The following is a 14641-nucleotide window of genomic DNA, read 5'->3' as shown; positions in this document are numbered from 1 at the left end:
ATTAATATATTATTTTTCAATATTTACAACCTTTTTAATTATGTTATTAAATTTAGAAAAAATATATTTATCAATTTTAAAATTTATAAGTAATAATCCAAATTTAAAAATATTAAATAATAATATTTTTAAAGCTATAATTCTAGGTAGTATATTCCTTATTATTCAATATATAATTTATTTATTATTAAAATTGTTAAACGAACCTTTATCAAAAGCCTATAATATGCTTTTTAATAATGGTAAAATACGAGTAGTCATATTTTCTAGTATATTTGGATTTATAAAAGGGTTAGTAGTTATATTAATAATGTTCATGGGGATAATTACATACAACACTACTTTTGGTAGACAAATGAAAATAAGTCTTTTTAATAATATAAAGGGATATAACAGTTTAGAAAGAATAGTTAATATAAATAAACCTATTTTATCTTATAATGATTTTAAAGAATATTTACCTTCTAATTCTAATGTTATTGTATATTATAATGGAGTTACATTAGAGGATGGAGTAAAATCACTACCAGAGATAGATGAAAAAGCAAAAGAAATAGTAAGTGGTGCAAAAAATGATAGAGAAAAGGCTAAACGATTGTATTCTTGGATTGGTTCTAATATAGTATATGATTTTGATAAAGCAGAAAAGGCACTTGGAGAAGAGGGTGTAACTAATAGTGGGGCAATAGAAGCCTTTAATACTAGACGTGGAATATGTTTTGATTATGCTTGTCTTTATGTAGCTATGGGGAAAAGTGTTGGACTTGGAACTAGAATAATAACAGGTGAAGCTTATGATGGTCAAAATTATGGGCCTCATGCTTGGAATCAAGTTTATTTAGAAGATGAAGGAATATGGATTAATGTTGATCCTACATTTTATTTATCAGGAGATTATTTTGATAATGTAGATTTTAATGAGGACCATTTAAGTGCAGAAGTTGCAGGAGAGTGGATGGGGAGCAAAGCTCCAAATTAATAATTGATAATGCATAATGGATAATTAAGGATGTAATTCTTTCAGAATTACTGTAAATTTAAGATATAATAACTACTATATCTTAAATTAAAAAAGAAAATAATCCAATAATATGAGTTAAGCTATTTTTTATTAAAATAGAAAACTTATATTATTGGATTTTTTAATTGGAAATATCCCATTTTTTATTTTTTGCTATAAGTAAATTAATGGCTTTTTCACAATCGCTATCGGTTGAATCTAAAGACCAAGAAATATTGAAATAAATTAATGCTTTCCGAACATTTTCTTTCATTGCATAGCAATAAGCTAAATTAAAGTAATATTTACTTTCTTGTTGTATAGATAAAGCTGCTTTTATCATTTCAATTGCTTTATCAAAGTTTTTGATTTTAATATAGCATACCCCTGAATTATAATAAGAACATGCTGTATTTTCATTGTTATCAATAGCTTTTTTATAGAATTCTATCGCTTTTTCATATTCTTTAATATTATAGTATTTATTTCCATCGTTGAAGAAGTTCATAAAATCCTCCTAGATTTAATTAATATGTTATTAGAATTATTTCCAAATTTATAAGTTAATATTCAATATATGAATTAAATAGAAAATTTGAGAATAAAACATAGTGATTTAAACAATATAATTCGACAAAGTTTTAAAAAATCACTTTATTTTTTTTCTTTTCTCTAATATAATGTATTTATGTTTTTTTAGAATGGACTTTATAGATCGGGAGAGATGGTATGTATAATAATAATTCTTATATTTTAGTAATAGGAGCATCAATAGTAGATATTATAGGTTTTAGCAGAAAAAAATATAGTCATAGGGATTCTATACCTGGAAATATAAAAATATCTTTAGGTGGCGTTTGCAGAAATATTGCTGAAAACTTAGCAAGAGTTAATGTGAAAACAGAATTTATATCAGTTTTAGGCGGAGACGATCAAGGTAGAAATATTATGGAAAATTCCAAGAGAATTGGATATAATATGAAACATTCTATGATACTGGAGGATGAGTACACACCAACTTATATGGCTATTTTAAATGAAGACGGTGAAATGGAATCAGCTATTGTAGATATGGAATGCTTAAATAAAATGGATACTGAATTTATAGACTCAAAGGCTGAAGTTATTGAAAATGCTGAATATGTAATTTTAGATTCAGATAATCCAGAGTTACTAGAATATATTTTAACTAAATTTCATGGGAAGACTAAATTTATTTTAGATCCTGTATCTGCAAGTAAGGCCCAAAAAGTTACTCACTTAATTAAATATTTTCATACAATAAAACCAAATAGATTAGAAACAGAAGTTTTATGTGGATTTAAAATTGAAAATGATAAAGATTTAGTTAAGGCAGCAGATTATTTCTTATCATTAGGAGTTGAAAATGTATTTATAAGCTTAGATGCAGATGGAATATATTATAAAAATTCTAATGAAGAAGGTAAAATCAAAACAACTTGCGTTGATGTAAAAAATGTTACTGGAGCTGGAGATTCTTTTGTAGCTGGAGTTGGTTATGGCTATATGAATAATCTTTCAATAAAGGATACAGTTAAATATGCTATAGCTATGTCTACAGTAACTATAATACATGAAGAAACTATAAATCCAAGTATGAGTGAAGATTTTATAAAGGAATTTATAAAAGATATGGAATGGATAGAAGGATAGTTACATAAATTTTATTTCTTTTACATAAGCTAATGATACAAGCTTGGAGGTGAAAGAAATGAGTAAGAAATCAAAAAATAGTAATAAAAAACATATTAATCATAATCCACAAGTAGAAAGTGTAAAAGCAGCTTTTGGAGAGCCTAAGGCAAAGGAACACGATCCAAAGGATTTTAAAATTTAGAATAAAAATATTTTTTATTAGCTACCTTATAAGGTAGCTTTTATAATTTCCTTCCTTCAGTTTGCAAAGAAATAAACATTGTATGAGGTTGACTTGGAGCGCATGCGACGGAGCAAGGAATATAATTTTTATCTATTTTTTATTAACTTAAATAGATATTACAATATTGACAAAGAGAATAATATATTATAAGATAACCTTACAAAATCATATATTAAAAGCAATGAGAAAGAGGAGTAGGGAATACTGCATATTAAAGAGAATGAAGGTCACTGGCTGAAAGCCTTCTATATTAAAGTATCCTGAAGGTAGCTTTTGAGCATCTTTACTGAACTAAAGTAAGTAAAGGCGGCTGTCTTAGTCGTTAATAAATAAAGAGCTTAATATATTTTTATGTTAAGAAAAAAGGTGGTACCGCGAGACTTCGTCCTTTTGTGATGAAGGCTCTTTTTATTTTGTAGAAAATTATAAAAATATTACCCTGCGAATAATTTTTTATAATTTTCTTCATTTGGTTACGAAGTGCTCCTATTAATTTTGCGATGACTTGGAGCGCATGCGACGGAATAAGCAAAATTATATAGGTGCACTTTCTTATTTAAAAAAATAGTCTTAATGTTATTTTTAATTTTAAGTATAAGAAATTAAAAATCATTAGATTTTAAATATTAGGAAAATAAAGGAGGATACAAATGTCTGAAAAGAAAAACTTAGCCACAACTTATAGCCCAAAAGACTTTGAAGAAAGAATTTATAAAAATTGGGAAGATAAAAAATATTTCACACCTGTAGTTGATAAAAATAAAAAACCATTTTCAATTGTTATGCCACCACCAAATATAACTGGAAAGCTTCACTTAGGTCATGCACTTGATAATACTCTTCAAGATATGCTTATAAGATTTAAGAGGATGCAAGGATATTCAACTTTATGGTTACCAGGACAGGACCATGCTTCAATTGCAACAGAAGTTAAAGTTGAAAATGAACTTTTAAAACAAGGTTTAGTTAAAAAAGAAATGGGTAGAGAAGCATTCCTTGAAAAAGTTTGGGAATGGGCAGATGAATATAGAGGAACTATAAGAAATCAGCTTAAGAAAATGGGAGTTTCTTGTGACTTTTCAAGAGAAGCCTTTACTATGGATGAAAATTTAAATAAAGCAGTTAGAACTGTTTTTGTTAAATTATATAATGAAGGTTTAATTTATCAAGGTAATAGAATAACTAACTGGTGTCCAAAGTGTTCAACAGCACTTTCAGATGCAGAAATAGAATATGAAGAACAAGATGGCTTCTTCTGGCATATAAACTATCCATTAGCTGATGGAAGTGGCTATTTAGAAATAGCAACTACAAGACCTGAAACATTACTTGGTGATACTGCAGTTGCTGTAAATCCAAATGATGAAAGATTTAAATCTTTAGTAGGTAAAATGATTAAATTACCTTTAACTGATAGAGAAATTCCAATAGTTGCTGATGACTACGTAGATATTGAATTTGGAACTGGAGCTGTTAAAATAACTCCAGCACATGATCCTAATGACTTCCAAGTAGGTCTTAGACATAACTTACCACAAATTAGAGTTATGGATGACCATGGAGTAATAAATGAATTAGGTGGAAAATATCAAGGCTTAGATAGATATGAAGCAAGAAAGCAAATGGTTAAGGATTTAGAGGACTTAGGTTTATTAGTAAAAGTTAAACCTCATACTCATAACGTTGGAACTCATGATAGATGTAACACAGTTATAGAACCAATAATATCTAAACAATGGTATGTTAAAATGGAATCTTTAGCAAAACCTGCAATAGAAGCAGTAAAGAGTAAGGAAACTAAATTTGTTCCTGAAAGATTTGATAAGATATACTTTAACTGGATGGAAAATATTCAAGATTGGTGTATATCAAGACAATTATGGTGGGGACACAGAATTCCAGTTTGGTACTGCGATGATTGTAGAGAAATTATAGTTGAGGTAGATGCACCAGAAGTTTGTCCTAAGTGTGGATCAAAGCATATGCATCAAGATGAAGATGTATTAGATACTTGGTTCTCATCAGCATTATGGCCTTTCTCAACTTTAGGTTGGCCAAACAAAACAGAGGATTTAGAATACTTCTATCCAACTAATGTTTTAGTTACTGGATATGATATTATATTCTTCTGGGTTGCAAGAATGATATTCTCAGGAATACACAATATGGATAAAACTCCTTTTGATACTGTATTAATTCACGGAATTATAAGAGATTCAGAAGGAAGAAAAATGAGTAAATCTCTAGGTAATGGAGTAGACCCACTTGAAGTAATAGATGAATATGGTGCAGATGCTCTAAGATTTATGTTAGTTACAGGTAACTCTCCAGGAAATGATATAAGATATATTCCAGAAAGAGTTGAAGCAGCTAGAAACTTTGCAAATAAAATGTGGAATGCATCTAGATTCGTTATGATGAACTTAGATACTGAAATAATGAAAAAGTATGAAGATTGCAGAGAATATAGCTTAGCAGATAAATGGATTCTTTCAAGAATGAATTCTTTAGTTAATGAAGTAACTGAAAACATGGAAAAATATGAACTAGGAATTGCTCTTCAAAAGGTATATGACTTTATGTGGACTGAATTCTGTGATTGGTATATAGAATTAGTTAAAGGTGTATTATACAGTGAAGATGAAAAAGCAAAGGGAATAGTTTATAATGTTCTAAATACAGTTTTACAAACAGGACTTAAATTATTACACCCTGTAATGCCATTTATAACAGAAGAAATATTTACTACATTAACAGATGGTGAATCAATAGTTGTTTCAAATTGGCCAGAATACAATGAAGCTTTAAGAGATGATAAAGCTGAAAAAGATATGGACTTTATAATTGAAGCAATTAAGGGCTTAAGAAATGTTAGAGCAGAAATGAATGTTCCACCATCAAGAAAAGCTAAGGTTATAGCTTACACTACAAGTGAAGCAAAGGAAGCCTTTGAATCAGGATTTAATTATATAGAAAAATTAGCATCTGCGTCAGAAGTAGCATTTATTGTTGATAAAAATGAAGTTCCAGAAAATGCAGTATCTTTAGTTGTTAAGGGTGGAGAATTATTTATGCCTTTACTTGACTTAGTAGATAAGGAAAAGGAACTTGAAAGATTAAATAAAGAAAAGAAAAAATTAGAAGGTGAAGTAGAAAGAATTGATAAAAAGCTTTCTAACCAAGGCTTCGTTTCTAAGGCTCCACAAGCTGTAATTGATGGAGAAAAAGAAAAGAGAGAAAAATATCAAGAAATGCTAAATGCAGTTTTAGTAAGAATAGAAGCACTTAAGTAGAATGAAGAATTAAAAATGAAAAATTAAGAATTGAGGAAGTAATTTGTTCCAAATTACTGAAATAGAATTTTTAGTAATTAAGTGCATAGCTCCGGAAAAATTGCCTTGAAAATACTTTATAGGGATATTGTTAATATATAGTTTATTAGCAATATCCCTTAATTTATTATTTAAATTAGTTATAAAGCTATAGGACATATTATTAGTATTTATATTTTAAACTTTCTGTTTACAAAGAGATAAACATTGTATGACGGTGACTTGGAGTGCATGCGACGGAGCAAGGAATATAATGTTTATATCTTTGTTTCTAGGTTAAAAGATTTGTAAAATAGTGTTTGCTATAGTACTACTTGGATCTTCTTTTATTACTTCTTCTGCTATTTTTATTGCATCGTATTGTTTTAAATAAGTAATAGGTAGGGTTGAGAATATAAGTAGCCATTCTTTGTATTTAATATTATTTTCATATTGTATAGCCTTTTTTATGTGGCTAAAGGATATTGATTCATAGGATAAAGGTGTTAGTACTATAAATATATAATATGACATTAGATAATGAGCATAGCCTAGTTCTTTAAGTTTGTTTTTTTCTTCAAGTTCATATATTTTATTTATAAGCCAAAAGTAGAAATTATTTTTTACATAGTAATCACAATTTTTTAATTCTATTAAGTTTTCTTCATTTATTTCATAAATAGATATTTTATCTAAATTTAATTTTAGAATTTCATTTAAATCCTTCATAAGTTACTCCTTTAATAAACATAAGATAATAATAGTATAAAGGTTGACAAAGAAAATTAAAAGTGATAAAAATAGGTTAATTAATACTACATATAAGAAAGTAGGATGAATATGACAGGTTGGATAATTTATAATGGCACATTAAATGTTCCTAAAATTAGAGAATTAGTAAATTCTTTAGTTAATGATGCTAAAGAGTTAAATATAAATTTAATTGATGTAAAAAATACAGAGATAATCCCCATGTTCTCTAGAGTGGGAGAAGCAGAGCTGTTTTATTTAAGAAAATTAGAAAAGCCTGAATTTATAATCTTTTGGGATAAGGATGTACTTTTAGCAAGGCATTTAGAAAAAATGGGATATAGGGTTTTTAACTCTAGCAGGGCAATAAAATATTGTGATCATAAAGGGTTAATGCATTTAACTCTTTCTAATAATAATATAAATATGCCAAGAACTATTCTTTCTCCAATGATATTTGATTCATCATTAAACAATAAGGATTATTTAATAAAGTGTTATGAGTACTTAGGTGAAAGTGTAATAGTAAAGGAAGCTATGGGTTCTTTTGGTATGCAAGTTTATTTAATAAATAATAAAGAAGAATTTATTAATAAGGTTAATGATTTAAATAAGAGGAATGTAGATTTTATAATTCAAGAAAATATTAAAAGTAGCTTTGGAAGAGATATAAGGGTTAATATAATTGGCGATAGGGTAATAGGGGCAATGCTTAGGGAATCTGAAGTAGATTTTAGGGCAAATATTTCACAAGGGGGAAAAGGCAAATTAATAGAACTTACTAAGGAACAAGAAGAACTGGCAATAAAGGCACATAAAGTACTAGGATTAGATTTTTCAGGAGTAGACTTATTATTTGGAGAAAATAATGAACCATTGCTTTGTGAGGTTAATTCTAACTTAAACTTTTTAAGCTTTGAAAAAATATGGGGAAAAAGCTTTGGTAAAGAAATATTACAGTATATATTAGGTGAAATAAAATGATAAATGGGATAGTTATTTATAATGAAGAAGATGTATCTAAAAATAAAGCTTATATAGATTGGCTTATAGTTGAGGGAAAGGCTAGAAACCTTAATATTAAGCTTGAATTAGATAAAGATATAGATGAATTAAATTATGATTATAAATTTGCTATAAATAGATCTAGAAATTTTGATTTAACTTATAGATTAGAAGAAAAGGGAATTAGAGTTTTTAATAAATATAAATTTGCAGTTTTAGGTAATGATAAATTAAAGGCTTATGATTATATAGAATCAGTAAATATTAATTATCCTAAAATATATAAAACTTTAAATAAAATTAATAGAGAAAAAAAGATAATAGAAAAGCCTAAAAATGGTCATGGTGGGAATAATATAAGAATAGTAGAGGATTTTAATAATTTAGATTTTAATAAAAATGTATATCAAGATTATATTGAGGCTTATATAGGAGATATAAGATTTTATATAATAAATAATAAAGTTGAACATGCAGTTATAAGAATACCTAAGAAAGATTCTTTAATTTCTAATTTTACAAAGGGTGGAAGTGTAGAAATCTATAATTATTCTAATAAAGAAAAAGAAATAATAAATAAGATTTTAAAGGATATAAAAATAGATTTTGGTGGTATAGATTTTTTATTATTAAAGAATGGAGAAATTTTATTTAATGAATTTGAAGATGCTGTTGGAAGTAGGATGTTAAGTCATTTAGGTATAAATGATACTATGGAAAAATTTTTAGATCACATAGTTAATGAAATAAAAGGGGGAAAGGAAGATGAAAGATAAAAGCACTTTAGAATATTTAGAAAGTCTAAGGACCTTAGGATCAAATTACGGTCTTGAACGAACAGAAAGATTATTAGAACTTATGGGTAATCCACATAAGAAGTTAAAGCTAATACATATAGCAGGAACGAATGGAAAAGGCTCAACTTCTGCAATTTTAGGAACTATATTAATGGAGCATGGATATAAAGTGGGTTTTTTTAACTCTCCACATTTAGAGGAAATAGAAGAAACTATAAGGATAAATAGCAAAAATATAAAAGAAGAAGATTTTGTGAGTTTAATAAATGAAATAAAACCTTTTGTAAATAAAGTTGTTGAAGAAGGTTTTAATCATCCTACTGAATTTGAAGTTTTAACTTGTATTATGTTCTTATATTTATATAGACAGGATGTTGATTTTGGAATTATTGAAGTTGGGCTAGGTGGAAGACTTGATTCAACTAATGTTTTAACACCAATATTATCTATAATTACATCAATAAGCTTTGATCATATGAATATTTTAGGGAGTACAATTGAAGAAATAACTAAAGAAAAGGCAGGTATTATTAAAAAGAATATACCTATAATAACTTGTATGCAAAAGGATGAAGCAATAAAAGTAATTACTGAAACATCTATTAAAAAGGGATGTGAGTTGTCTATTATTAATTCTAATAGCTATAGGTTTTTAAATATAGACAATGAGAGTATAATAACTCAAAGGATATTAATAAACTTTAGAGGAAAAGAAGAAACTTTAAATTTATCTTTATTAGGAAGTCATCAAATTATAAATTTATCATTAGCTTTAGAAGCTTTAAAAGAATTAGAAAATTTAAATTATATAAAAGTAGACATTGATAAGATTAAAGCTGCTACAAAAAAAGTTAAATGGAAAGGTAGACTTGAAATTTTAAAAGAAAATCCTTATATAGTAATTGATGGAGCCCATAATGTAGATGGAATTAAGTATTTGAAGAAAAATCTTAAAGATTATTTTAAATATAAAAATTTATATTTAATTCTTGGAGTATTAGCTGATAAAGAAGTTGATAAAATACTAGAAATAATAACTCCACTCGCAAAGGAAGTTTGTACAGTTACCCCTAACTCAAATAGAGCAAAAAGCTCTAATGATTTAAGAGTATTAGCAGAAAAATATAATGAAAATTCATTAGGCTTTGATGATTATGATGAGGCTGTTAAATATTCATTAAGCAAAGCTAATAATGAAGATTTGATTTTGGCATGTGGATCATTATATATGGTAGGAAAAATACGAGAAGTCTTTAATAAAATAGACAAATAATAATTTAAAAGTGCAAAATAAGTACTTTTATTTATCCTCTTTTTTAAATTTTAATATAAGTATATAATAAAATTAATGCTTAAAAAGCATTATATAAATATAAGTTAGGAGGCATTTAATATGTCAAAGCATTTACACATAATGGCCAATGAAGGAGATATAGCAGAAACAGTCCTATTACCTGGAGATCCACTAAGAGCTAAATTTATAGCTGAAACTTACTTGGAAAATCCAGTTTGCTATAATAATGTAAGAGGAATGTATGGTTATACAGGTACTTATAAGGGAAAAAGAATATCTGTACAAGGAACAGGAATGGGGTTACCATCTCACTCAATTTATGTAAATGAACTAATAAGATTTTATGGAGTAAAAAGACTTATAAGAATTGGATCTGCTGGTTCAATTAATGATAATGTTAATGTAAGAGATATAGTTTTAGCTCAAAGTGCATCTACTAATTCAGGAATAAATAAAAGAAGATTTATGGGAATGGATTATGCACCAACAGCAAACTTTGATCTTTTATTAGATGCATATAATAAAGGAAAAGAAAAAGGTTTAAATATAAAAGTTGGTAATGTACTATCATCAGATTTGTTTTACGATGATACAAATGTTGGAGGAGCAAAACTTTGGGCTGAATATGGTTGTTTAGCAATAGAAATGGAAAGTGCAGAGTTATATACTCTTGCAGCTAAATATAATGTTGAAGCATTAGCAATATTAACTATTTCAGATCATGTTTTTAAAGGAATAGAAACTACTCCAGAAGAAAGACAAGAAAGCTTTACAGATATGATGGAAATAGCATTAGAATTAGCTAAATAATGAAAAATTTAAAATGTAGAATGTAAAATGAATGATGAAACTCCTCAGGAGTTTCTAAAATAAATAAACTTTAAGTAATTTGGTTAAAATTACTTTGATGATATTTGAATTTATATTATATATTTTAATAGTGAGCTGCTTTTGCAGCTCACTATATAATTTACTTCTAAAACTCCGAAAGGAGTTTTTTCCTTAATTTTTAATTCTTAATTTTTAATTTTACATTGTGCTTCAGCACACTAAGGGGTGTATTATGATAGATTTAACTTTACTTGGATGTGGTGGTGGAATGCCTATGCCTAATAGACATTTATCATCTCTTTTTATTAATATAAATGGAAGAAAAATATTAATAGATTCTGGAGAAGGAACACAAGTTGCAATAAGAAAAAATAAATTAGGATTTAAATCAATAGATATAATTCTAATAACTCATGCGCATGGAGATCATATTGTTGGACTTCCAGGACTTCTTTCAACTATAGGTAATAGTGGTAGAACAGAACCTTTAATTCTTATTGGACCAAGTGGAATAAATGAAGTTATAAATGGGCTTAGTGTTTTATTTAAATATTTACCCTATGAATTAAAAGTAATAGAAAATCCTAAAAAGCTAGAGTTTGTATTTAATAAAGATTTAATAGAATTAAGTAGTAATGATAGATGTGAATTTGTTTTAAATACTAAAGAGCTTGATCATTCATCTCCTTGTTTAGGATATAGCTTATACTTTAAAAGAAGAAGAAAATTCAATTTAGAAAAAGCTTTGCAAATGAAGGTTCCAAAAGAATTATGGAGTAAACTTCAAAGGGAAGAGAGTGTTGAATTTAATGGAGTAACTTATAAAAGTTCTATGGTTTTAGGAGATGAAAGAAGAGGGATAAAATTAAGTTATGTTACAGATACAAGACCAATAGATGAAATAATAGATTTAGTAAGAGAGAGTGATCTTTTTATATGTGAAGGAACCTATGGTAGCGATGAAGATATAAATAAAGCTATTAAAAACAAACATATGACATTTAGAGAAGCAGCTAGCCTAGCTTATAAAGGAAGAGTAAATGAATTACTACTTACTCATTTTAGTCCTTCAATAAATGAACCAAAGGATTTTATAGATAATGCAAAATCTATATTTAAAAATACTATAATTGGAGAAGATGGAATTACAAAAGCCTTAAAGTTTACAAATTAAACTTTAAGGCTAAATCTTTATCCACTAAAAATATAGTATAGATATAATACATACTAAAGCCAATAACACTAACTTATTAAGAAGTATAAAATAACCTTTGATAACGAATGTATTTTTTATAATATTTTATAAACACTAAAAAAATGATATAATGGAATAAATAGGAGGGGATATTATGAAAAAGAATAGTAAAATTATATTAAGTTTATTCTTATCAGTTTTTATGATGATAGCTATTGTAGGATGCGATAAGAAAGAAGATGTTAATGTTTTAAAAAAGGAAGTATCTTTTATTGCTCCAAATGGAGTTCCAGCTACAGCAATATCTAAAATGATAAAAGAAAATATTCAAGTAGATGATAATTATAATATTAATTATTCCATTGAAAATACAGCTGATACTTTAGCTACAGCTGTAATGAAAGGAGAACCAGATATAGCAATAGTTCCATCTAATTTAGCTCTTCAAGCGTATAATAAGGGATTAGGATATAAACTTGTAGGAACAACAGGGCTAGGAGCTTTATATTTAGTATCAGCTGAAGGTGATATATCCTTTGAAGATTTAAATGGAAAGGAAGTATATAATATTGGAAGTGGACTAACTCCTGATATAGTGTTTAAAGCTCTTTTAAAGGAAAGTAATATAGAAAATGTTACCTTAAGTTATGTTGGAGGACCTACAGAATTAGCACCAGCTATTTTAGGAGGAAAAGCAAAATATGCAGTAGTTCCAGAACCTGCATTAACAACAATATTGAGTAAGAATTCTAATATAAAAGTAATTGCAAGTTTAAATGATTTATGGAAGGAAAAATTTAATAGTGAAACTGGATTTCCACAATCAAGTTTAATAGTAAAAGAAGAATTGATAAATGAAAACAAAGATTTTATGAAAAAATTAACAGAAGAAATTTTAAGTTCAACTAATTGGGTAAATGAGAATAACAATGATGCTGCAAAATATTCTATAGATAATGGATCTCAAGTTGAGGAAGCAATATTGGAAAAATCAATAAAAAATAGTAGTATAGCATTTGTAAAAGCAAAAGATAATAAAGAAGATTATATAAATTATTATAAAGTTTTAGAAAGTGAAAATGCAAAATCGATAGGAGAAAAATTACCAGATGAAAACTTCTTCTATGAAGGATAATAAACTTATTTTTATATCAATAATTTTAATTATTTTATTATGGGGAGTTTTAGCAAATGTAATAAATAATGATATTTATTTGCCGAGAATAAATAAAGTCTTAAAAGAAATTGTAGTAATAGTAATAAAGAATGATTTTATTAAAAATATAGGTTATTCATTATTAAGAGGGGGAGCTAGTTTTTTTATTGCTCTAGTGCTAGCAATTTTTTTAGGAATTGTCTCAGGTTTTAATAAAATAGCGTATAACTTCTTTTATCCTATAAATTCTATTTTAAAGTCTATACCTACTATTGCTTTTATATTAATTGCTTTAATTTGGGTAAATAAAAATTATGCACCATATTTAATAGGAATAGTAATTGCTTTTCCTATTTTATATGAAAGTGTCATAAATTCTATTTTAAATTCTAATAAAAATTTAGAAGAAATGATGAATTCTTTTAATTTGGGTTTTCTTACGAAATTATTTAATCTACATATTCAATTTATTATAATAAGTATTTCTCAAATTGCAACATCAGTATTTTCATTAGTTTTTAAGGTTGTAATAGCAGGAGAAGTATTTGGACAGCCAAACTATGGAATTGGTACTGCAATACAGAAGGAGAAAATTAATTTTAGTACTTCAGGAATATTTGCTTGGATAATTATTGTTGCAGTTTTATGCTTTATAATAGATAAAATAATTTTGCTCTTTATCAATAAATCTTTAAAAGGCGGGAGATACTTAATTGATTGATTTTAGTAATATAAACATATTCTTTGAAGAAAAAGAATTATATAAAGACTTTTCTATATCTTTTGAAAAAAACTCTATTAATTTTATAATGGGGGAGTCAGGTGTAGGAAAAACTACGTTAATAAAATATATAAAAGATCAATTATTATTAAAAGGTGAAAAAGTAAGTGTAGTATATCAAGAAAGTAGACTCATACCATGGAAAAATGTGTATAGAAATTTAGAGTTAGTTATAAAGAATAAATATAAAAAAGAAGATAGGAATAAATATATAGAAGAAGTATTAAGGAATATGAATTTAAATGGAATAGAAAGCCTTTTTCCTCATGAACTTAGTGGAGGAATGAAGCAAAGAATTAATATTGCAAGAGCAATATTATTTGATGGTGATATATTTATTATGGATGAGCCTTTTAAAGGTTTAGATAAGTATAATAAAGAAAAAATTATATATTTCTTAAAAGATTATTTTAAGAAAAAACAAAAAACAGTAATAATAATTAGTCATGATATAAATGAAGTAAGAGAATTTGCTGATAAGTATATTTTGATTAAGGATAATCCTGTTATAAAAGAGGTAGTATATATAAATTAGAAGCTATAACAGGATAACTTTTTAGAGTTTGATTGTTATAGCTTTTAATTTTTAAAATTGAACTAATTAAATATAATATATAACAT

14 protein-coding genes and 1 other annotated feature are annotated in these 14641 nt (G+C 26.6%); of the genes, 12 read left to right on the top strand and 2 right to left on the bottom strand.

The annotated features are described in order from the left end of the window. Positions 1-979 (top strand): transglutaminase-like domain-containing protein (locus H9660_RS01065; RefSeq protein WP_191747655.1); only part of this gene is annotated, 979 nt, incomplete at its 5' end. Between the two features lie 163 nt (positions 980-1142). Here H9660_RS01065 and H9660_RS01060 read toward each other — a convergent pair. Next, positions 1143-1508 (bottom strand): tetratricopeptide repeat protein, encoded by a 366-nt coding sequence (locus tag H9660_RS01060; protein ID WP_191747653.1) that lies wholly within the window; start codon positions 1506-1508, stop codon positions 1143-1145. Positions 1509-1729: 221 nt separating this feature from the next. Here H9660_RS01060 and H9660_RS01055 point away from each other — a divergent pair, with 221 nt between their 5' ends. The 3 genes from H9660_RS01055 to H9660_RS01050 all read left to right on the top strand — a co-directional run bounded on the left by H9660_RS01055 (position 1730) and on the right by H9660_RS01050 (position 6193). Next, complete coding sequence (locus H9660_RS01055) at positions 1730-2674, top strand: carbohydrate kinase family protein (RefSeq protein WP_191747651.1); 945 nt, start codon at positions 1730-1732, stop codon at positions 2672-2674. Positions 2675-2732: 58 nt separating this feature from the next. Continuing rightward, entirely contained in the window at positions 2733-2858 is a 126-nt protein-coding gene (locus H9660_RS16420) for a CPC_1213 family protein (RefSeq protein ID WP_279289560.1), read from the top strand. Between the two features lie 214 nt (positions 2859-3072). After that, positions 3073-3293, top strand: a binding site (T-box leader). A gap of 257 nt (positions 3294-3550) precedes the next feature. Continuing rightward, complete coding sequence (locus H9660_RS01050; RefSeq protein WP_191747649.1) at positions 3551-6193, top strand: valine--tRNA ligase; 2643 nt, start codon at positions 3551-3553, stop codon at positions 6191-6193. Positions 6194-6508: 315 nt separating this feature from the next. Here H9660_RS01050 and H9660_RS01045 read toward each other — a convergent pair whose 3' ends face one another. Continuing rightward, complete coding sequence (locus tag H9660_RS01045) at positions 6509-6940, bottom strand: hypothetical protein (protein ID WP_191747640.1); 432 nt, start codon at positions 6938-6940, stop codon at positions 6509-6511. A gap of 111 nt (positions 6941-7051) precedes the next feature. On the opposite strand from H9660_RS01045, the gene H9660_RS01040 reads away from it, so the two are divergent. From H9660_RS01040 to H9660_RS01005, 8 genes are all read left to right on the top strand, one after another. Further along, the gene (locus H9660_RS01040) at positions 7052-7945 is read left to right on the top strand and encodes a RimK family alpha-L-glutamate ligase (protein ID WP_191747638.1); all 894 of its coding nucleotides are present in this window, start codon (positions 7052-7054) and stop codon (positions 7943-7945) included. Further along, a complete protein-coding gene (locus tag H9660_RS01035) occupies positions 7942-8742 on the top strand; it encodes an ATP-grasp domain-containing protein (protein WP_191747636.1) in 801 nt (266 codons plus the stop codon). The genes H9660_RS01040 and H9660_RS01035 overlap by 4 nt, the downstream gene beginning before the upstream one ends. Further along, the gene (locus H9660_RS01030; protein WP_191747634.1) at positions 8732-10036 is read left to right on the top strand and encodes a bifunctional folylpolyglutamate synthase/dihydrofolate synthase; all 1305 of its coding nucleotides are present in this window, start codon (positions 8732-8734) and stop codon (positions 10034-10036) included. Before H9660_RS01035 ends, H9660_RS01030 begins: the two co-directional genes overlap by 11 nt. Before the next feature lie 120 nt (positions 10037-10156). Then, entirely contained in the window at positions 10157-10867 is a 711-nt protein-coding gene (deoD, locus tag H9660_RS01025; protein WP_191747632.1) for a purine-nucleoside phosphorylase, read from the top strand. A 253-nt stretch (positions 10868-11120) separates the two neighbouring features. Next, complete coding sequence (locus tag H9660_RS01020) at positions 11121-12062, top strand: ribonuclease Z (RefSeq protein ID WP_191747630.1); 942 nt, start codon at positions 11121-11123, stop codon at positions 12060-12062. Between the two features lie 175 nt (positions 12063-12237). Then, positions 12238-13218 (top strand): MqnA/MqnD/SBP family protein, encoded by a 981-nt coding sequence (locus H9660_RS01015; RefSeq protein ID WP_191747628.1) that lies wholly within the window; start codon positions 12238-12240, stop codon positions 13216-13218. Then, positions 13193-13960 carry an ABC transporter permease gene (locus H9660_RS01010; RefSeq protein ID WP_191747626.1) on the top strand — a complete coding sequence of 256 codons (768 nt, stop codon included), beginning with the start codon at positions 13193-13195 and terminating at the stop codon, positions 13958-13960. Before H9660_RS01015 ends, H9660_RS01010 begins: the two co-directional genes overlap by 26 nt. Continuing rightward, a complete protein-coding gene (locus H9660_RS01005) occupies positions 13953-14555 on the top strand; it encodes an ATP-binding cassette domain-containing protein (RefSeq protein ID WP_191747624.1) in 603 nt (200 codons plus the stop codon). Before H9660_RS01010 ends, H9660_RS01005 begins: the two co-directional genes overlap by 8 nt. The last annotated feature ends 86 nt before the right edge of the window (positions 14556-14641 follow it).

The sequence above is a fragment of the Clostridium gallinarum genome (assembly GCF_014836325.1).
In the GTDB taxonomy this organism is placed as follows: domain Bacteria; phylum Bacillota; class Clostridia; order Clostridiales; family Clostridiaceae; genus Clostridium; species Clostridium gallinarum.
The sequence above is the reverse complement of the archived record's forward strand: the minus strand, read 5'-3'. Positions and strand labels throughout refer to the sequence as shown.